The organism is Helicobacter saguini (assembly GCF_000762875.2).
GTDB classification, from domain to species: Bacteria; Campylobacterota; Campylobacteria; order Campylobacterales; family Helicobacteraceae; genus Helicobacter_A; species Helicobacter_A saguini.
This window is the reverse complement of record NZ_JRMP02000027.1, coordinates 1-20,981: the sequence shown is the minus strand read 5'-3', so window position 1 is coordinate 20,981 and position 20,981 is coordinate 1. Positions and strand designations below refer to the sequence as shown.

The 20,981-nt window shown below is 33.1% G+C and carries 19 protein-coding genes and 1 pseudogene; 7 read left to right on the top strand and 13 right to left on the bottom strand.

Annotated elements, in window-relative coordinates:
- The 3 genes from LS64_RS11330 to LS64_RS11320 form a co-directional block, all read left to right on the top strand.
- Window positions 1–222, top strand: a 222-nt coding sequence (locus LS64_RS11330) for a type II toxin-antitoxin system YafQ family toxin (protein WP_138127363.1), incomplete at its 5' end; no start/stop codon positions are given.
- Window positions 223–613: 391 nt separating this feature from the next.
- A complete protein-coding gene (locus LS64_RS11325) occupies window positions 614–3,361 on the top strand; it encodes a GTPase (RefSeq protein WP_034569747.1) in 2,748 nt (915 codons plus the stop codon).
- A gap of 23 nt (window positions 3,362–3,384) precedes the next feature.
- The gene (locus LS64_RS11320; RefSeq protein ID WP_034569750.1) at window positions 3,385–5,067 is read left to right on the top strand and encodes a LeoA/HP0731 family dynamin-like GTPase; all 1,683 of its coding nucleotides are present in this window, start codon (window positions 3,385–3,387) and stop codon (window positions 5,065–5,067) included.
- A gap of 406 nt (window positions 5,068–5,473) precedes the next feature.
- Here LS64_RS11320 and LS64_RS11315 read toward each other — a convergent pair whose 3' ends face one another.
- Together LS64_RS11315 and uvrB are read right to left on the bottom strand one after the other, a co-directional pair.
- Window positions 5,474–6,751 (bottom strand): pseudouridine synthase, encoded by a 1,278-nt coding sequence (locus LS64_RS11315; protein ID WP_052062574.1) that lies wholly within the window; start codon window positions 6,749–6,751, stop codon window positions 5,474–5,476.
- A 9-nt stretch (window positions 6,752–6,760) separates the two neighbouring features.
- Window positions 6,761–8,749, bottom strand: coding sequence for an excinuclease ABC subunit UvrB (gene uvrB, locus LS64_RS11310; protein ID WP_034572837.1), 1,989 nt, complete (start codon window positions 8,747–8,749; stop codon window positions 6,761–6,763).
- A 64-nt stretch (window positions 8,750–8,813) separates the two neighbouring features.
- Between uvrB and LS64_RS11305 the strand changes: the two genes are divergently transcribed.
- Both LS64_RS11305 and LS64_RS11300 read left to right on the top strand, forming a co-directional pair.
- A complete protein-coding gene (locus LS64_RS11305) occupies window positions 8,814–9,101 on the top strand; it encodes a hypothetical protein (RefSeq protein ID WP_052062573.1) in 288 nt (95 codons plus the stop codon).
- Window positions 9,102–9,254: 153 nt separating this feature from the next.
- On the top strand, window positions 9,255–9,902 hold the full coding sequence (locus tag LS64_RS11300; protein ID WP_034572834.1) for a gamma-glutamyl-CDP-amidate hydrolase: 648 nt from the start codon (window positions 9,255–9,257) through the stop codon (window positions 9,900–9,902).
- 1 nt (window position 9,903) lies between these two features.
- Here the strand turns inward: LS64_RS11300 and queF are convergent, their stop codons facing one another.
- Window positions 9,904–10,374: a preQ(1) synthase gene (gene queF, locus LS64_RS11295; protein ID WP_034572832.1), complete on the bottom strand. Its 471-nt coding sequence runs from the start codon at window positions 10,372–10,374 to the stop codon at window positions 9,904–9,906.
- Window positions 10,375–10,634: 260 nt separating this feature from the next.
- Here queF and ygiD point away from each other — a divergent pair, with 260 nt between their 5' ends.
- Entirely contained in the window at window positions 10,635–11,417 is a 783-nt protein-coding gene (gene ygiD / locus LS64_RS11290; RefSeq protein ID WP_034572829.1) for a 4,5-DOPA-extradiol-dioxygenase, read from the top strand.
- 67 nt (window positions 11,418–11,484) lie between these two features.
- Here the strand turns inward: ygiD and LS64_RS11285 are convergent, their stop codons facing one another.
- Together LS64_RS11285 and LS64_RS11280 are read right to left on the bottom strand one after the other, a co-directional pair.
- Window positions 11,485–13,035, bottom strand: a complete 1,551-nt coding sequence (locus LS64_RS11285; RefSeq protein ID WP_081948353.1) for a YeiH family protein — start codon at window positions 13,033–13,035, stop codon at window positions 11,485–11,487.
- A 215-nt stretch (window positions 13,036–13,250) separates the two neighbouring features.
- Window positions 13,251–13,958, bottom strand: coding sequence for a DUF5644 domain-containing protein (locus LS64_RS11280; protein ID WP_034572826.1), 708 nt, complete (start codon window positions 13,956–13,958; stop codon window positions 13,251–13,253).
- A gap of 153 nt (window positions 13,959–14,111) precedes the next feature.
- On the opposite strand from LS64_RS11280, the gene LS64_RS11275 reads away from it, so the two are divergent.
- Window positions 14,112–14,882 carry a cytochrome c biogenesis CcdA family protein gene (locus tag LS64_RS11275; protein ID WP_034572823.1) on the top strand — a complete coding sequence of 257 codons (771 nt, stop codon included), beginning with the start codon at window positions 14,112–14,114 and terminating at the stop codon, window positions 14,880–14,882.
- A gap of 18 nt (window positions 14,883–14,900) precedes the next feature.
- On the opposite strand, the gene LS64_RS11270 is transcribed toward LS64_RS11275, so the two are convergent.
- The 8 genes and pseudogenes from LS64_RS11270 to LS64_RS12605 form a co-directional block, all read right to left on the bottom strand.
- Window positions 14,901–15,302 (bottom strand): sugar 3,4-ketoisomerase, encoded by a 402-nt coding sequence (locus LS64_RS11270; protein WP_034572820.1) that lies wholly within the window; start codon window positions 15,300–15,302, stop codon window positions 14,901–14,903.
- A 120-nt stretch (window positions 15,303–15,422) separates the two neighbouring features.
- Window positions 15,423–15,800 (bottom strand): 50S ribosomal protein L19, encoded by a 378-nt coding sequence (gene rplS, locus LS64_RS11265; RefSeq protein WP_034572817.1) that lies wholly within the window; start codon window positions 15,798–15,800, stop codon window positions 15,423–15,425.
- 11 nt (window positions 15,801–15,811) lie between these two features.
- Entirely contained in the window at window positions 15,812–16,573 is a 762-nt protein-coding gene (gene trmD, locus LS64_RS11260) for a tRNA (guanosine(37)-N1)-methyltransferase TrmD (protein ID WP_034572814.1), read from the bottom strand.
- A gap of 91 nt (window positions 16,574–16,664) precedes the next feature.
- Complete coding sequence (locus LS64_RS11255) at window positions 16,665–17,528, bottom strand: cysteine ABC transporter substrate-binding protein (RefSeq protein ID WP_034572811.1); 864 nt, start codon at window positions 17,526–17,528, stop codon at window positions 16,665–16,667.
- Window positions 17,529–17,622: 94 nt separating this feature from the next.
- Window positions 17,623–18,228 (bottom strand): hypothetical protein, encoded by a 606-nt coding sequence (locus LS64_RS11250; RefSeq protein ID WP_034572808.1) that lies wholly within the window; start codon window positions 18,226–18,228, stop codon window positions 17,623–17,625.
- 884 nt (window positions 18,229–19,112) lie between these two features.
- Window positions 19,113–19,409 (bottom strand): annotated as a pseudogene (locus LS64_RS14105) (glycosyltransferase family 2 protein); the annotation flags it as partial.
- Window positions 19,406–19,846, bottom strand: a complete 441-nt coding sequence (locus LS64_RS11240; RefSeq protein WP_052062344.1) for a glycosyltransferase family A protein — start codon at window positions 19,844–19,846, stop codon at window positions 19,406–19,408. The pseudogene LS64_RS14105 and the gene LS64_RS11240, both read right to left, overlap by 4 nt.
- A gap of 15 nt (window positions 19,847–19,861) precedes the next feature.
- Window positions 19,862–20,981: hypothetical protein (locus LS64_RS12605; RefSeq protein WP_161976980.1), on the bottom strand; the 1,120-nt coding region annotated here is incomplete at its 5' end.

Sequence of the window (20,981 nt, the reverse complement as noted above, 5' to 3'; positions counted from 1 at the left end):
AAAAAAATAAGCGATAAAGATAAAGAATTATTTTATGAAGTTTTAGAAAAAATAGGGAATAATGAAGTCTTGGATGAAAAATATAAAAATCATAAATTGAAAGGATATTATGTAGGAAGTTTTGAATGCCACATAAAATCCTATTTATTATTAATTTATAGAAAAGTAGAAAATATTTTAATATGTGTGGATATAGGAAGTCATAGCGATTTATTTAAATAAAAGGATTCTAAAAATTTCTACAAAAAAGAAACAAAATCGCAAAAAATATAGAATCTAACTCGCAAAACAACAAAAAAGATTCTAAAAATTTCAAGGTTTTAGCAGATATATTTCTAAATTTATATGCAAAAATAAAATTAGATTCTATAAAAATACATTTTAAGTTTAAGGAATGTTATTCTAGTATATTTTTATATGTTTAGAATCTGCCTTAGGGCCTTTTTGATTTCATTGACTTTTGGCAGTCCATAACATTTTATTTAATCTTATTTAGTAAAGATTCTAAGTTATAAATTTATAATAAAATACAAGATATTTTTGAAAATTATTTTTATTTTTTAAAAAAATTTTATGATATAATTGTAATTTACTGAAAATTAAAAGGAATAAGATGAGTTTTAATAAGGTTGGGGAAAATGACAAGCAAAAAGATTTTTATAAAAATGTGCGTGAGAATTTAAATAATGTGCGTGTGGCACTCCTTAAAAGTGATGAAAATTATGAGAGTGAAGATAAGGAAAAATTGCAAGAGGCTTTGAGTATTTTTGCTAATTGCGAAGAAAAAGCAAATAAAGATTTAGCAAAATTAGAAAAAAATGCCGAGTGGAAACGACTAAATATAGCATTTTATGGTGAAACAAATGCGGGGAAATCTACACTTATAGAATCTTTGCGACTTTATTTTAAAGATGATAAGAAAATTAACGAGCAAGAAAAGTTTAAAGAAGCTTATGATAAATTTGCTGAATCTAAAGTGATTATAGATTCTATAACTAATGAGATTAAAAACTTAGAAGATTCAAAAGTTGATATAAAAAGTAAAAAAGATATTTTAAATAATTCTATACAAGAAATAAAAAAAGATATACAAGATATAGAATCTATTATTAAGCAAGAAAATGATAAATTAGAATCTAAACAAAAAGAACAAAATAAAATGCTAGATTCTAAATCTAAGCTAGAAAGTAATAAAATAGAGCTAGATTCTATAACTAATGAAAATAAAGACTTAGAAAATTTGAAACTTGATAGTGAAAAGCAAAAAATACAAAAAGAAAGTGACTTGCCAAATATTGCTAAAAATATGGCTGATATAGAATCTAAAATTAGTCAAATACAAAAAAATATAGAATCTAATCCGCTTTCAAGTGGTGGCTTTTTTAATTTTTTTAAGAAACTTTTTAAACCAAGCTTAAATAAAGAGCTAAAAGCCCTAAAAAATTCTAAAAAAGAACTTGAAAAACAAAAGCAAAATGAAGAAAATAAAGAGAAAGAAATAAAACAAGAAATTACAAAATATGAAACTATAATAGCCGAAAGTATCAAAAATATCGAATCTAATAAGATAAAACAACATGAAATTATAGAATCTAATAATATTTTAAGTAAAGAAATTATTAATCTAGATTCCATAACAAATGAAATAAGTCAAATAAAAGATTGCATAAATAATCATAATGATAAAATAAAAATAAAAAATACGGAAATAGAGGCACTGCAGCAAGATATAAATAAAGAAGATGAAAAAATACGGCAAATAAATGCGAATATAGAATCTAAACATACACAAAAAAATCAAATTATAGAATCTAATCGCGGAAATATAGAATCTATGGTAAAAAATCGCGATGGTTTGATTATAGGAACAGGGCAAAGTGACTTTACGCGCGATATTACAATTTATGATTTTACGCATAATGGAAATGATTTTAGCCTAATTGATGTTCCAGGAATTGAGGGAAATGAAACAATAGTAATAGATGAAATATACAAAGCCTTATCAAAAGCCCACGCTATTTTTTATGTAAAAAAAGAGCATACGCCACCGCAAAAAGGCGATGAAAATAAAAAAGGGATAATAGAAAAAATAAAAGAGCAATTAAATGACCAAGCTGAAATTTATACCATTTTTAATAAGCCTATTAATAATGCTAGAATGCTTGAAAATGAGTTTATTGATAGCCAAACAAGGCAAGGTTTAAACGAGCTAGATTCTAAAATGGATGAATATTTAGGGGAATTTTATAAAGGGCATAAAGTGTTGAGCGCCCAGCTTGCATTTTATTCATTAGCTAAAAATCTTTTAGATAGAGAGACTTTAGAATCTTTTAAGCAAAATACAAATATTGCCCTTGAAACAAGGGATAAATTGCTAAAAAATTACACATCAGATTCTATACTTAGTATGACGCATTTTAATGAATTTAGCGAATTTGTAAGCGATTTAAATCAAAACGCAAAAGAAAAGATAAAAAACGCACATATAAAAAAGGCTAAAAGCATTATTATTTATTTTAAAGATTCTATAAGAGAGATTTTAAAGCAAAAATATGAGCCGCTTTTGGCTAGTTTGCAAGAGAACTTAGAATCTACAAATGATAAGCTAGACTATATACAAGAGCAATTTATAAAAAAATGTAAAGCGAGTGCAAATGATATAGTTGATAAAAATATAAGCAAGATAAAAAGGGAGACTTATGCAGCTATTGAATCTAATATAAAAGATGATGTTTTTAAAAAAAGACTTGAATCTAATATTGATAACACAATGGAAAACCATCTAAAACCGCAACTAGCAGACGCACTAAAACAAAGGCAACAAGAGCTAGAAAAATATATAAAAGAAGAGCTAGAAAATTATCAAAAGAGAATGCAAGAATGTGTGGATAAAATCTCGCATTTAAGCATAAAAGATAACTTTGGGAATAGCTTGGATATTAAGATTGATAGTGGGATAGAGTTTGGAGGGCTAGCAATGGGAGTGGCGACAATTGGGACTACAATTTTGACTGGGATGGCTTTGGGTTGGAATCCTATTGGCTGGGTTATTCTAGGAGCTGGTATCATAACAGGTATTCTTAGTATAGGAAAATCTGTATTAAAATTTTTTAGCGATGATTATAAAAAAAGTGAGCAAAAAAAGGCTACTGATAGCGCGCTAAGAGATATATCATCAAAAGTTAAAACAAGTATAGTAGAGCAAATAGATTCTAATAAAGATTCTATAACAAATATAATAGATGAAATAAAAGCCGAATTAGCAAAGCCATTAGAAAAAATGGAGCAGAGTATAAAAGCCCTTAAAAAGATTCAAAAAGAATTAAGAAAATTAGAATCTAATATAGAAAATTTATTATAAGATTCTATAAAAAAGGAGAAAATATGCAAAGTGCAGCATTACAAGAATTTGAAAATAAAAAAGCAAAGACAAAAGAGACTTTAGAAAAATTGCTAAGATTTTTGCAAGAGGGCATTGATTTAAATGTGGATATAGAATCTAGCTATATAGATAAGATTAAAGAGGCCTTAAATGAAACGCAAAATGTAAAATTAAAAGTCGCATTAATAGGTGGCTTTAGCGAGGGGAAAACTAGCATTGCAGCAGCGTGGCTTGAAAAACTAAAGGATAATATGAATATAAATGTAGCTGAAAGTAGCGATGAAGTGGCTATTTATGATATAAATGATGATTTAGAAATAATTGATACGCCAGGACTCTTTGGCTTTAAAGAAAAATATAATGATGAAAGAAAGCTAGAAGCATATAAAGATAAAACAAAAAAATATATAAGTAGCGCAAATATCGTGCTTTATGTGTTAAATCCTAGCAATCCTATTAAAGAAAGTCATAAAGATGATTTAGTATGGTTATTTCGTGAGCTAAATTTACTACCACGAACGATATTTGTAATTGGTAAATTTGATGAGGTAGTTGATATTGAAGATTCTTATGAATATGATGAAATGTATAAAACTAAAAAGCAAAATATATTGCAACGATTAGAGCAACTAATAAAACTTACACAAAGCGAAAAAGATTCTATAAATATCGTAGCAGTTTCTGCAAATCCATTTAATAAAGGCATAGAATATTGGCTACAAAATAAAGAAGAGTATAGAAAACTATCACACATAAAAGCCCTGCAAGATGCTACAAAAGAAAAGATAGAAAAAAGTGGTGGGGCATTAGCTATTATAGAATCTACAAAAGATTCTATAATCAAAGATGTGTTAAATAAAGAGCTACCAAAAGCAGAGCAAAATTTTGAAATAATACAAACTGAAATAACTAAGCTAGATAAAGTCGCAAAAAATACAAGCAAAGACTTAAAACGACTAAATAGCGATATAGAATTAGCAAAAAGAAATTTAAATGATTTTATCTTGCAATATTTTGATGATTTGATTATATCTGTGAATGGCTTAAGTTTGCAAACATTCAAAGAATTTTACGATAAAGAAATAGGCGAAAATGGAATCAATGTAAGAACAAGAGTGCAAAATAAATTTAGCGAAGAGACTGAAAGCATTTATGGTGAGATAAATCAAGTCGCAATTAATTTAGATACTGAAGTAAAACGTTTTGAAAGTGATATAATGAAGCTAGGCAAACAAGGCGTAAGTTTTTTACAAACTTCAAAAGTAATTAATTCTGCAAATATATTAAAAGTAAGAGATGGCATAGTAAGTGGTGGGAAAATGATAGGCTTAAACTTAGGAAAATATCTAAAATTTAAACCATGGGGCGCTGTAAATTTGGCTGGTAGAATATCCGCTGTCCTTGCTATCGTGTCTTTAGCGTTAGAAATTTGGGATAGCTATAAAAGAATGGAAGCAGAAGATAAACTAAAAGAAGCAAAAATGGAATTAGAAAATACTTTAAAAGAGCAAAAGAGCGAGATTCTATCATTAGTAAATAGCACAGATTTTAAAAGAACATTTTTTGAAAATGCATTAATTTTAGAAACTAGTTTGCAAGATATAGAATCTAATCTCAAACTACAACAAGAAAAAGAAAGTAAAATGCTAACTTGGCTACAAAATGGCAACGCTTTGAAATATTGATATTTATTCATTATCATTTAGCAGTTTTTCGCTCTCTTTATCGATATAATCATTATATGCTTTTTTAAGCATTTCACAATATGTATCGATACTCTCTAGTCCGCTTTTTTTCGCAAACACAAAGGCTTCCTTTAAAGTCTCTCTAGTCTTTTCCACGTTTTCTATTTATCAAATGAGATTTTCATTTTCTCCTTTATTTCGTAAGATATATTCAATCACTTTTTTTATTAATAGCTATCGCTATCCATTCATTGTATTTGCATTTTGTGTAGCGTTTGTGGTTATATGGTCTTGGATTTTTATGCGTTGTTAGGAATACCCAATCATAGCTCGCTATAGCTTTGCTCGATTGCCTTAATTACCACTCAAACGCCCTAAAATCCTTGCTAAAGAAAACTTTATAAATCTAGATTTTGTAATCGATAATGTCGTAATGCAGGAATTTTAAGCGGTTTGAGTGTAGCATTAAACGCACTGATTTTGCGTAGTAAAGGTGCATTAAATGTTGTATTTCCTGTTTAAATTCTTTATTTTTTAATGTTGAAAATGTGAGATAAAAATATATAAATTGTGTAAAAATACTAGTAAAATTGAAACTAGATTCTATAAAATATTGCGAATTTTGAAATATTATATTACATAAAGTTAGGCTATGTTTTAGAATCTTTTTGGAAAACTTAGAATCTAAAATTTTTAGTGAATCTTTAGGAACTTGCGGATTTTTTGAGAATCTTTTAGAAGAATCTAGACTTTGTGGAATACTCCTAAAATCTTTAGAATCTAACATAGAATCTTTATTCAAAATCTTAGAATCTTGCAAATTAGATTCTATATTTTTTTGAAATTTAAAAGAATTTTTAGAATCTAAAGTTACAAATTTCATAACTTTCTCGCTTTCAATATCAAGAAAAAAACTTGCCACTTGCGGCTTTACACCATAAAGTGTATCGCCCAAAATAGCGTGATTTATCGCGGATGTGTGAATGCGAAGCTGGTGAGTGCGACCTGTTAAGGGGATTAATTTTACAAAAGTGCAAACTTCATTGTTATAACTTTCAATTTTGCTAAGTATCATATTTTTGAATTTTTGATATTCTAAAGTTATGTTTTGTGTATTATAATAATCTAAAAAAGTTATGAAATTTGTGTCTTTTATAGAATCTAGATTCTGTAAATTTTTAGAATCTTCCTTAAAAATATCACTAAAAATATTTGTAGATTCTATAAAGTTAGATAAATTAGTAATTTTTTCTAATGGAATTAGTAAAGTTATAGCTTTGCTAGAATCTAGACTTTTAGATTCTATAATATTTTTAGAATCTAATTTTTCCACACTTAAACTCTCACAGCTCCCTTTAATACACAAATTCCCCTGCTTTTCCTTGCTAAAAAAAATGCTAGATTCTATCCGCAAAGACTCGCAAATCTCGCCACGCACAAGAGCCAAATACTCCTTATGCACGGCACGCGCACTAAACAAATCCTTTAAAAACACCTCGCTTTTTTTATCCACGCTGCAAAGCACCAAGCCGCTAGTCTCCTTATCAAGCCTGTGGCACGCATTCGCAGCCTTTCCAAAATGATGGCGAATGCTATCTAGCAAACTAGGCTTACTACTTAGATTTTTTGGATGCGTTAGCAAATTACTAGGCTTTCTAAACACGCAAAACTTGATTTTTTTCACCTTAAATTCTCACATCGCCTTTAGGCGGGAGATTTCATCCCTTAGCGAGATGGCAGATTCAAAGTCTAGGCGTTTGCTTGCCTCTAGCATTTTAGCGCGTAGCTCTTTTAGAATCTTCTCTTTTTCTTTTGGTGGAATCTTATTTGCCTTTTTTATGCTGGCAGCGCGGCTATATACATCGCCACTTTCTTCTAATCGCAGCTCATTTTCTACACTCCTATTTACACTTTTTGGCGTGATATTATGTTCCTTGTTGAATCTCTCTTGCTTCTCACGCCGATATTTTGTCGTATCTATGGCGACTTTCATTGACTTTGTGATTTTTTCTGCATACAAAATGACCTTGCCATCGATATTTCTCGCGGCTCGTCCCATCGTTTGTATTAGGCTTGTTTCACTCCTTAAAAAGCCCTCTTTATCCGCGTCCATTATCGCTACAAGGCTTACTTCTGGTAAGTCTAAGCCTTCACGCAACAAATTGATTCCAACTAACACATCAAAAGTCCCAAGCCGCAAATTTCGTATCAAATGATTTCGCTCAATGGCGTCTATGTCGCTATGCAAATACTCGATTTTAATGCCCTCTTTTGCGTAATATTTGGTTAGCTCTTCGCTCATTTTTTTAGTCAAAGTCGTAATTAGCACACGCTGACCGCGACTTACCACGCCACGAATTTCATCTAATAAATCTCGCACCTGACTTTTAGAATCTCGCACTTCAATCACAGGGTCAAGCAGCCCTGTAGGACGCACAATTTGCTCAAAATGATTTTCCCCGCTTAAGTCTAGCTCTAATTTCGCCGGCGTAGCAGAAACGAATAGGAAAGAAGCCTTTTTATGTATAAACTCATCAAACTGCAACGGACGATTATCAAGCGCGCTAGGCAGCCTAAAACCATACTCTACAAGGACTTCCTTGCGACTTCTATCGCCCGCATACATCCCGCCAAATTGTGGCAAACTCACATGGCTCTCATCGACTATCAAAAGGTAAGGACGAGCTTTACACTCAAAATAATCAATTAAGCTATATGGCGTCTCGCCGGGCGCTTTTCCTGTCAAATGACGCGCATAGTTTTCAATGCCCTTGCAGATTCCATGCTCTTTTATCATTTCTAAGTCAAACTCGGTTCGCGATTTTAACCGCTCATATTCTAGCATTTTGCCTTGCGTTTCAAAAAACTTAAGTCTAGAATCTAACTCAGATTCTATATTTTTCAAAGCGATTTCTAGTCGATTATGCCCCACAATGAATTGATTTGCCGCATACAAAACATAAGATTCTAAAGATTTCACACGCCTATTTTCAAGGCTCTCAAAAAGCTGTATAGATTCTATCTCATCGCCAAAAAATTCAATCCTAACAAACTCGATTTCATTATATGCTGGGAAAATGTCGATTACTTCGCCTTTTGTGCGAAAGTTTCCCCGCTCAAAAGTCACTTCATTACGCGTGTAGCCCATTTCTACTAGCTTTTCTAGCAGTCTCTTTTGATTATAAGTCTTGCCTACTTCTAGCTTTTCAATCATTGTAAGGTATTCTTGCGGATTTCCTAAGCCATAGTTTGCCGACACACTCGCAATTACGATTACATCATCATACGCAAGCAGGCTCGTTGTAGCACTTAAGCGGAGTCGCTCTAGCTCATCATTTATACTAGAATCTTTTTCTATAAACAAATCGCGGCGTGGAATGTAGGCTTCTGGCTGGTAATAATCAAAGTGGCTTATGAAATACTCGACATGATTGTGTGGAAAAAAGCTTTTAAACTCGCTATAAAGCTGGGCGCAAAGCGTTTTATTGTGGCTCATAATTAGTGTAGGCATATTTAGATTTTTTATCACATTTGCCATTGTGAAAGTTTTACCGCTACCTGTAACGCCGATTAAAGTATTATATTTTTCATTATTTTGTATGGATTTAGTTATAGATTCTATAGCTTTTGGCTGGTCGCCGGCGGGAGCGTAGTTTGAGACTAGATTAAAAAGATTTTTCATTATTTCCCTTTAATTTATGATATTTTTAGCTACAATTATACATTAAGAATTTTAAGGAGTCTTTATGGATAGTAATAATAGCGGTGTTGGCGAGCATGTTGGGCAAAATGTGGGGCTACTAAGTTTGGTGCAAAATCTTAAAAGTGTTTTAGAATCTAATAACACAAAAAAGGCGGAAGATTTTGAAATAAAACTAATGGAAAAAGATGAAACAATAGAAAAGTTAGAAGCCGAAGTGGTCGCATTAAAGGCTGATAATGAGAAAAAAGATATGGAAAATTTTAGATTGAAAGAAGAGATAAAGGCGAGTAAGGCGGTGCTAGAAGAGCTTGTGGGGAAGCTAGGGCAGTAGATTTTTCTTTTATTTTGGTAAAAATCTAAAAAAGCGATGAATAATTTAGTATCCATGCTTTATATTTTGTATTACTACGATAATTTTCATAATAAGGTCACAATAAGATTTTGTTACAGGGATATATCAATCTAGATTCTAAAAAGGGCAACGATGAAATTTATCGCCATAACGCAGAGACTAATAAAGGCTGAAAATTATTATGAGTTAAGGGAGACTTTGGGGCTTCAATGGGGGGAATTGTTTCACAAAAACGAGCTTTTTAAGGGCTTTTTGCCCTTGCCTTTGAGCTATGAAATCCCCTTTAGCAAATACTTAGAATCTAAGCAGGTGAAAGCCGTGATTTTAAGCGGTGGAAATGATTTGAGCCTTTTTAGCGATAGTGATTTATCTATTTTGCGTGATAAATATGAAAGTAGTGTGATAGAATCTTGTATGCGACATAACATTCCCTTGCTTGGAGTTTGTCGTGGGGCACAAATGATAGCGCATTTTTTTGGTAGTGTTATAGAATCTAATACTTTTAGCAAAATAGATTCTATAAATCATATTAAAAGCCATAATATAATTATGAAAAATGAAATTTTTAAGGCTAATTCATTTCATAATTTTTGCATTACAAAATTAGGCGATGATTTAGAGACTTTGGCTATCGCAAATGATAACACTATAGAATCTTTTAAGCACAAAACCCTGCCGATATATGCGATAATGTGGCACATAGAGCGCGAAAATGGACTAGAAAACACGAGTATTTTAAGGAAGTGGTTAAAAAATGTTGCAAATTATAAATTGACTTAGACTATCTATTATTAATATTCTCCGGGTATAAATCGTGGTTCCACAGGCGTTGTTTTGCCATTTCAACAAAGGGCGTGTTTGGCTTGCCATAATTCACATACGGATCGATGCTAAGTCCGCCTCGTGGCGTGAATTTCCCCCACACCTCCAAATATCGTGGCTGCAAAAGCCTAATCAAATCCGTCGCAATGCGATTGACACAATCCTCGTGAAAACCGCCGTGATTACGATAGCTAAATAGATAAAGCTTGAGCGACTTAGACTCAACTATAAGCGTGTCCGGGATATAGCTAAGATACATCGCTGCAAAGTCAGGCTGCCCAGTAATCGGGCATAGCACGGTAAATTCGGGGCAGTTAAACTTAATAAAATAGTCGTTTTGCGGATGCGGATTTGGCACAGATTCTAGCACATCTGGGTTATAGTCAAAATTGTAAGTGGTTTCTTTTCCTAAGTGTTTTAAATCTTTCATACTCACCCCTTTAATATTTAAAACCTATGGCTACTAACCATTGATAAAAAATGTAGCTTAGGACAATATAAGTGTATCTTTTAAATTAATTTTAGCTATTTTTTATGAATCTTTCATTTTTTTATCCTGAGAGAATTTTTATGAATTTTAGCATTTAACATCTTTTAAATCAATAACTTCAAAGCTTGAGTTATAAGCCAAAAATAGTGTAAAATTTCCATGAATTTAGCTCTAAAATTCCATAAAAACAAAGGATTAATATGCAAAAAATGCCTGTGATATTCGTAGGGCACGGCTCACCTATGAATGCCCTGCAAAATAATAAAGCCACGCAGGGCTTGGAGAATTTGGGCAAGTTTTTGCGGCAAAAGTTCGCACCAAAGGCGATTTTGGGCATTTCTGCGCATTATGCAAGCGATGGGCTTTTTATTAATGATTCTAAGAATCTAAGGCAGATTTATGATATGTATGGCTTTCCGCGTGAGCTTTATGAGATTGAGTATCATGTTAGCGGTAGTCCTGAAATAGCGCACGTGAGCGCAAACGTGCTAAGTGATTTTAACATCAAAATTGATAATTCATGGGGGCTAGACCATGGGCTTTGGAGCGTGCTGCTTAGAATCTATCCACACGCAAACATTCCTGTCGTGCCGCTTAGCATTGATATGAGTAAGGATTTGGCGTGGCATTTTGCGCTTGGCAGGGCACTGCAGCCTTTAAGGGAACAGGGCGTTTTGATAATGGCGAGTGGAAATATCGTGCATAATCTCTCTCTCCTAGCATGGGAAAAGGAGAATTTTGGCTATGAATGGGCCATTGAGTTTGATAAAAAAATAAAAACAAGTGTGTTAAATAGAGACTTTGAATCTGTGCTAAATTATCAAAAATTTAGGGGAAGTGATAAAAGTTTCTTTACTTTGGAGCATTTTATCCCGCTAATTTACGCACTTGGCAGTAGCCTTCAAGGCGATAAAATCAAGGTTTTCAACGAAATATATAACTATGGTGCAATATCGATGACGTCATATATTTTTGGTGGGTAGATTCTATATTTAAAGAATATGGAGAATACAAGATTCTAAATTTATAGAATCTTTTGTGTTAAAAACTCTACCCTTTAAAAAAATTACTCCAAAAATCAACGAAAATATATTGCGATAAAATAAAGCCTAGTGGTAAATTGATTAGTGCGCCAAGGCTAAAGGCTAAAAATGGCTTGTAGCCTACGGCTATAATTTTGCGGATTTGTGTGCTAAGCCCTATGCAAAGGAAAGTCCAGGTAAAAACCCAGTTTCTAAGCTCTTTGACAAAGCCTAGTGCTTCTTTTTGAAACGCCTTGTGCGCACTAGATTCTATAAAAAGCATAAAAACGCTCACAAAAACACTAGCCACGATAAAGCCTAAAATGAATTTTGGGAATCTTTGCCAAATTAATTTTGCTTTAGATTCTGTAAAATCGTGCGAAAGCCCAGAATCCACGCTAGATTTATTCCACACCGCGATGCTCAAAAACGCCACAAGCACCGCCCACACGCCCACAAACATATCGCGCCCTATCACTTTCATAAGCGTAAATGCCGCCACAGCCCGCTCACTCGCCAAGCTTTGCGCCGCCGCTAAGCCCGCTGCATCCGCAAATTCGCTCGTGCCTATCCACGCGCCCGCCACGCCCATATCAAGCCCTAATGCGCGGCACACAAGCGGCATAATGATAACCATTGCCACAGCCCAAAGCACCACAATGCTGATGGCGACACTTATATGCTCTCTTTTCGCCTGTGCTGCGTTACCCACCACAATCGCGGCAGATACGCCACATATCGAGCCTCCAGCGCCCAAAGTCGCACCAAAAGCAGGCTCTAGCTTAAAAACCCTAGTCGCAAAGAAAAATATGCTAAAAAATGTCACGCAAGTGATAATGCACGCCTGCAAAATCGCCACTCCACCGGCACTTAGCAGGACATTTAGCGGCAGGGTCGCCCCCATTAAAACGATACCGATTTTCACATAAAATTCAGTCATAAGACTATTCTCAAAAATGGCTGGAAGTTTTGTTAGATTGCTTAAAAGTAGCCCTAAAAGCAGGGCAATTAAGGGCGTTTCAAGCTGCCAAGTTTTTGCAAAATTACTCGCGCCAAGTATAAAAACCACCAAAGATAACGCAAAAAGGAAGCTAAAGCCGACTATAAATGTGCGTGAATCTTTCCTTAAAAATTTTGAAACGATAAAAAATAAAATTCCAAAAAATGTAAATACCGCTGCGATATGAGTTATGAATTTTATAGGATTATCACTTAGAATCTTATGAATATTAGAAACATCCCATGAGCTAAACTTCACACGAAAAATATCAAAAAGACTGAAATTTCCCGACACCCACGCCACGCTTATCACAAGCACAAGGCTAATGCCGATGATATTTGCCCAAGTATCTTCTTTATTTAGCCAGTTTTGCGGACTTTTTATGGCGTTAGAATCTTGCGTTTTCGCGTTGTTTGTCGTGTTTAGAATCTGCTTATTTATCGCGCTAGATTCTATGTTTGCGTTTAGAATCTGGCTGCGTGTGGTGCTAGATTCTATATTTGTCGCGTTTGGAATCTTTTTATTTATGGCACTAGATTCTATATTTGCTTTTAGAATCTTAGTATTTACACTATCCATATTAACTCCTTTAAAATTATTAATTTCATAACTTATAAAAAATATAACATATAAAATAAATATTTTATTGAAATATAAATTATAAATTATGGAATCTTAATATTTTTAAAGTTAATAGTCAATAGCAAATGTAAGATTTGGGTAATGTTTGGTTTTTTGATTTATCCAAAAAATATAATAAAAAGTGAGCAAATTATTAGAATCTAATAATGTGATTATGTCAAGACAGCAGCTTTTAAAGAAAAATTATATTGATTATTTAATTCTAAATTTATTTTTTCATATTCATTAATTGTGTGTAGGATTTCCTTTTGCATAGATTCTATATTTTCATCAATTTCGTTATTTTCAGGATAAATAAAATTAGCAACATTTGTGTGATTAAAAATACCATTGCTATTTAAACTAACGGCTTTTAAAAAATCCTGCTTAAAAAGTGGATATATATCACAAAGCCACTTCACATATAGCACAAAACCATCGCCGATATATTCATCATCAAGTAATTCTCCATTTATAAAATTAAATGGTAAAAATTCAAGCAATTTTTCGCGTTCACTAGGTGCAATAAAATTAAATTTTCTAAAAAAATCATCATAATTCTGTAATATCAAAGTATAATCCACGAGCAAATCTTTTTTAACGTATTTTTTAGACAAAGGCTCTAACGTTAGGCTTTTACCGAATTTTTCTAATAATTTTGCTATTTTAATATTTTCAAAAATAGCGTGATTATTCACTTTAATATTAATAAAATCTAGATTTACACCAAATTCTTGATAGCCAAAATTCCTAGAATTTATATGCTCTAACAAATCTTTAAGAAACCATGAATGCTTGGAATGCAAACACTCACGTACATATCCATTTTGAAAATCTATTCTGCTGTCAAATGAAAAAATATTTAAATCTATTTTTGCCATTTATCATCCTTTTTGTGTTTTAAATATAAAATATTACACAATAAAGCATATTTTTGCAATAAAAATATGAAATTTATAATATAAATTTATGTTTTATGAAATTTTAAGAATTTTAAGTAGAATTATCAAATATTTTAAAATTTTAGGAAAATTATGGAATCTTTACAATCTGCATTTTTTGATTTGCCAATTTTTATTAGCTTTTTAGGGGGGCTTTTAAGCTTTCTTAGCCCTTGCATTTTGCCGCTTATTCCATCATATATGAGCTATATTTCTGGCACGGCTATCAATAATATAGAATCTAATAATATTAGAAATAATGAAACTTTAAGCCAAAAATGTATTGAATCTAATAATACAAAAACTTCTCAAGTTACTATTAGGGCGAATAGATTCTATATTTTTCGCTCATCACTTCTTTTTATCGCTGGATTTAGCCTTGTGTTTTTTTTATTATTTTTGGCGATGATAAATGTGATACAAAATTTCTTTAATTATAGATTTGTGAATTATATTTCAGGGGGAATTATTATTCTTTTTGGGTTACATTTTTTGGGTATTTTTCAGCTAAAAATTCTAAATAATACAACTAAGCTAAACTTGCAAAAGCTGGAATCCAATAGATTTTTAAAAATTATTGCGCCATTTATTATTGGCGTTGGCTTTGCGGCTGGCTGGACGCCTTGCACGGGTCCTATTGTTAGCTCAATAGGGCTGCTTGCCGCTAGTAGCGAAAGTCTTGCGATTATTTCTAGCCTTAGTTTTATTGTTGGTTTGGCAGTTCCATTTTTGATTTTGGCATTATTTATTGAAAAGGGGCTAAATTTTGTTAGAAAATTAAAAAAACAAATGCACGTGATTGAGAAAACCTGCGGTTTTTTTCTTATAATCGTTGGAATCTTAGTCGCCTGCGACTTGCTTTAAGATAATAGAATTTTAATATCACTTATATTGCATACTTTTCAAAAACTCCGCGTAGTCGCGGATATACTCGCCCTCATCATAAAAATCACTCGCCAAAACGACTAACTTACAGCCATACGAAAAGTTTCGCATTTCTCGCCACATATTTTTGCCGATATAAAGCCCTACATCAGGGCGATTTAGCAGCACAACCTCGCGATTTTTCCCATCATCTAGGACAAATTCTACCGCACCATCAATGGCAATGATTATCTGCTCTAGCTCCCTGTGTGCGTGCTTTCCCCTGTCCTCATCTGGCGAAGTATCAAAGATGTAATACACGCGTTTTATCTCAAAAGGCACATTTTTATTGCCCTCTAGCGAGACGATTTTCCCACGCGAATCGCCCAAAACTCGCATTTGCATAAGCTTAAAATTCATTTCTTTACTTTTAGATTCTATGATTTTATTAGATTCTATACGCCTTAGATTCTGTAACTTTAGAATCTAGCATATTATAAAAATCATAATTTTATTTTCAATAAATTATAGATTCTATAATCACTTAGAATCTTCCTTTTTATCCTTGCGAAGTTCCTTAATGCGCGCTGCCTTACCACGTCTAGTGCGTAAATAATAAAGCTTCGCGCGCCGCACACGCCCTACACGCAACACCTCGATTTTATCAATGCCATCGCTAAAAATGGGGAAAATTTTCTCCACGCCGATATTATTCGCACCGATTTTACGCACGGTAAATGTCCTATCCACGCCATTTCCACGCACCGCAATGCAAATTCCCTCAAAATTTTGTATCCTACTTTTGTCGCCCTCAGTGATTTTTATACCCACACGTAGCGTATCCCCAGCCTTAAAATGTGGGACTTTCCTCTCATTAATTTGCGCCTTTTCAAAGCTCTCAATATACCTATTTTTCATACTTTCCTCTTTTAGATTAAATCTGGTCGAAAATACTGCGTTTTCATCTTAGACATTTGCAGTTTTAAATCGGTAATTGTAGCGTGATTTCCCTTTAAAAAAGCTGAAATTACCTTAAAATTTTCAAATTTTTCATCAAAATTTTTGCATTTTGTAAAATTTGGGGCTTCTAAAAGTTTTTTTTGCGGGGTTAAGTGTGGATTAGATTCTATATTTTTAGATTCTATTTTCTTAGAATCTTTTCGCGACTTTTTAGATTCTAAATTATAATATTCAAAACTTTCTCCTTGCAAAGATTCCATATTTCCTAACACGCTATCAAGATTCCTAGCAATAGAATCTGCCATACATAAAGCAGCCAGCTCGCCACCACTTAAAATAAAATCGCCAACACTAAAAATTTCATCTCCAAACATCTCAATAATTCGCTCATCAAAGCCCTCATAACGCCCACAAACAAGGCTAATGTGGCTATATTTTGCAAGTCTTTTAGAATCTAAATTGCTAAATTTCGCACCCACAGGAGATAGAAAAATAATTCTAGAATCTAGAACTTTTTGCAGGGCTAAATACAAAGTGTAAGGCTCAAGCAACATCCCAGCCCCACCGCTAATAAGTTTAGAATCTACTTTTTTGTAACGATTAGTAGCAAAGTCACGAATATTGATAGTTTCTATCTCAATAATTCCATTTTTTATAGCTCTAGCCATTATACTACTTTCAAAATATGGAACTATCACCTGCGGAAATAATGTGAGAAAGGAAAATTTCATATTAAAAAAACCTTTAGATTATATAATTTATATAATCTTAACATGAAAGTAAAATCATGAATAAATGCACAATAACGCACTAAAACAACCCCTAATATATCACCATCTCAGGTGTGATGTCGCTACTAAAGGCGGGGGCTAAAGTGGCTTCATAGGCTTCTTTAAAAAAGCCCTGCTCCTGCAAAGTAGTAATCTCATTATTTAGCCATTCTAGCAACTCTTTATTGCTTTTTTTAACCGCAGGAGCGATTTTATCGATACCGCCAAGCTCAGCGATGCCGACTTTATAGTCTGGATGCTCCTTTACCCACGCAAAAAGCAGCGTAGAATCATGCGCCAACGCATCGCCCTTGCCCTGCAAAAACGCCTGAAAAGTCTCAGTATTTTGGTCAAATTTTAGCAGATTTATACCCGTTTGCTTACTAAAATACATATCCGCAGTCGTGCCTTTATTGACAATTAGCGTCTTGCCTTGCAGCTGGGCTTCATCGGTAATCTCGCCATTTTTACTCACCACGCCAAGGCTCACTTTCATATACGGCTTAGCAAAATCGACCACTTTTTCACGCTCTGGCGTTTGCGTAAAATTTGCCATGATAATATCGACCTTGTTTGCTTTCAGGTATTCCAAACGCGCCGCCGCTTCCACTAACACGAACTCGACCTTGTCCTCACTGCCTAGCAAATCCTTAGCAATTCGCCTTGAAATATACACATCATAGCCGTCATTTTGCCCCTTTTCATTGATAAAACCAAAGGGCGGTTTATCGCTGAAAACGCCGATTTTAACGATACCGCGTTTTTTTATTTCATCTAGTGAATTATCCGCTTTAGATTCTGCTTTAGATTCAGTTTTAGAATCTTTAGAATCTCCACACGCTGTAAAAAACGCAGTAATAAACATTAATAACACCGCTGATAAAATATTTCTAAATTGTTTTGTAGAATGCAACATAATAACTCCTTAAAATCAAAACTTATAAAATATAGTAATTTTATCGAATATTTGTAAATAAATACGAATGTAGATTCTATAAATATTATAAAATTTAGGATTTTTTGGATTTTATAAATTTGCGGAATCTTCGCTCGATTTGCGTAAATTTTTCATAGATTCTAATAAGTGGCAACATCTTTTTATATAGTTTTGGGTTCTTTATAGCGAGTTTCATAACGCTATTTGGGCGATTTATGTAGCCTTTAAATGCACCAAATTTATCAATTAGATTTAGCGGGTCAATATCAAAGCGAAGCAGCATACTAGATTCACTAATAAAAAGCCCTAAAAACTGCTCTTTTGTTAGCTTACTCATAGGATTAGTAGGATTAGATTCTATAAAATTTTTAATTTCTAAGAACATAATAAACCACGATGCAGCGCGGTAATAAGCACGTGCGCTCACCGCATCGCCCTTAAATGCGTCTAAAATATGTAGCGTGTAAGTTGGCATTGATTTTTTGGTAACATTTTGCACGCCCTGCCTATCACAAGTGCTACCAGCCCTAAGCCTGTGGATATAAAACGCACGTGGTAAAATGTAGATATAATTCACATTTGCAAATAAAATCATACCGAATGGATGGTCTTCGTGTATCACTTTGTCGATAAATTTTAGGTGTATTTTTTGCAGGAATTTAAAGTCAATTAGCCCCATACAAACCCAGCTAAAATTTGTTGCTTTTATGTTAATTAGCTGATTGATAAAATCTTTATTTGTTATTAAATTTTCATCTTTAAAGCCTATAAATTCTAAATTTCCTAATTCTTTCTCTTTTGGCTTAGGCAGCCCATCGTATAAATAGTCATTGTCAAACCAGATGATTTCGGCGCGTTTTGGATGATTTGTAGAATCTTTTTTAGAATTTTTTAAGTAATCTTGCGAATTTTTAGCACTAGATTCTATATTAGAATCTTTTAGGCTATGCAGCGAAGTAGGATTCCCCCCCCCCCGTTTGTATTAGCATTATTTACGTAATTAGATTCTATATTGTGATTGATAGAATCTTTAGCGTTAGATTCTAACTTTGCAATTTCTATTTCACTTTTACACACAGCATTTATACAAGATTGCAAACAATCACTTTTCCAAAAATCATCACTATCTAAAAAGATAATATAATCTATTTGTGGTATTTGTAACGTCTTAGATTCTATATTTTGCACTACGTCATTGCGAGCCGATTTATCGGCGTGGCAATCTATTGTGTTTATAGAATCTTTATTCACATAAATTGCTTTTATATTATAAGGATTTTCGTTTATTACTTTGTAAGTTAGCAAATTAGATTTTAAACTTATAGGGTGGTGGGTAGGCGTTAGGGTAGAATCTTCACAATTAGATTCTATATTTTCTTTAAAATCTTGGTAAGGATAGCCCCCCTCCCTTGCGGAGGGGGGCTGGGGGGTGGGTAATATGGGGGTGGGTAGTATGGTGGTGGGTAATACCGCAGTGGGTATATTGACGTTTTTAGAATCTAGATTCTGTATTTCCTTAGAATCTTGCATCTTAGATTCTATATTTTCATTCACTTTTCGTGTTTCTTTAGAATCTAATTCTAATTTATAGTTTTGTGATAGAAAATCAAGAGCTACATTTCTTGAGCTTGAAAGTCCTAAGTTTGGCTTATCTATAAGTGTGAAATTATTATATTTGGCTACATATTCTTTAGCGATATTTAGCGAGTTAGAATCTGTGCTACCATCATTTACTAATATCGCTTCTATATTTTTATAACTTTGAGAAATGATAGAATCTAGGCACTCTTTTAGATATTGCTCGACATTAAAAATCGGCACAATTACAGCCACTTTGATATTTTCACTAGCAAGATTCATAACTTGCTCCATAAATGAAATATCGCTGTAAGAGTCGCATATATATATATATATGTTTTAGAATCTAGAACTTTGTAGCAGTATAAATTATTAGATTCTATATTTTTAGATTCTATAAAGTTAGATTCTATAAAGTTAGAAGTTTTAGAATCTAGCAAATTAGATTCTATAAACTCATAACCCCCACTAAAAAACTCAATACCCACATTTCGCCCTGTTGCTTGTCCGCCATTTTCTTTATCAATAACAATAAATCTAGAATCTAAAGCAGCGTATTCCAACGCAATATCTAAACACACCAAATCTCCATCGCTAACCAACAACACACAAAGATTCCCATAACTTTGATTTAACACAGAATCTAAACACTCACGCAAAAATACAGAGACGCCAAACATCGGCACCACCACGCCAACTTTTAATCCACAATCACACATAACAATCCTTATAAATCACAAAAAAGCACAAATAATCTTTTGAATAATAGCATAAAGACGTGGATAATACACCGCCATCTTACGATACCACTTTAGCTTAGAATCTTGTAAATACGGGGCTACAAGTGGCAAACCTGAAATTAAATTTTTCGGGTCACGCGGATACTTTGCAACACTTGTTGCCATATATGCGATATAGGGCATAAAAGACTTTTTTGCTAATTCTACTTTTGTAGTAGCATTTCCTCCTTGCTTTTCATATTTATTTAAAAAATCTAGCGTATGAGTAAAGATAAGATACCAGCTACTAGCTAGAAAATAAGCCTTAGTGCGTTTCACGTCTTTATTAAAAGCGATAAAAGTATCTTGCAAATATGGGAAAATTGCCTCTTTTTTCATATTCTTTTTCCCTTCAAAATTCGAGCTAGAATTAGGTCGGATTCTATAAACATAAGGCTTTTGCAGTAGCACATAGACATAGCTACTTTGCACTAATAGCTCTATGCCAAAGGCTTGGTCTTCGCTATGTATGTAGTTTAAAAAGCGGATATGTATGTTTTTAATAAAATTAAAATCAATCATTCCTTGCGGTGCGAATGGAAAGGTATCAATATGATTTTTTACACTCTGTTTTAATAAATCAATCGTGCTAAGTGTGTGGCTACTTTTAAAACCATAGATTTCATGATAAGTCTTTTTAGGCTCTTTTGGAGGCTCTATGCCATCATAAAAGTAGTCCCACTCAAACCAGATAATTTCAGCTCGTTTTGGGCTTTGGGCGTTATGTGTTTTGTCATTGCGAGAATTTGACTTGTCAAATTCGTGGCAATCTATTGTGTTTTTAGAATCTTTAGTGTTAGATTCTGAGTTTTGATTTATAGAATCTTTTTTACAATCTTGCAAGTTTTTAGATTCTAACTTTGCAATTTCTATTTCACTTTGTAGCACTGCATTTACACAAGATTGCAAACAATCACTTTTCCAAAAATCATCACTATCTAAAAAGATAATATAATCAATTTTTGGTATTTGCAAGGTTTTAGATTCTATATCTTTAGAATCTTGGGTTGAGTTCCCCCCTCCCTTGCGGAGGGGGGTTAGGGGGGTGGGTAATTGTGTGTTATTTTTTATAGAA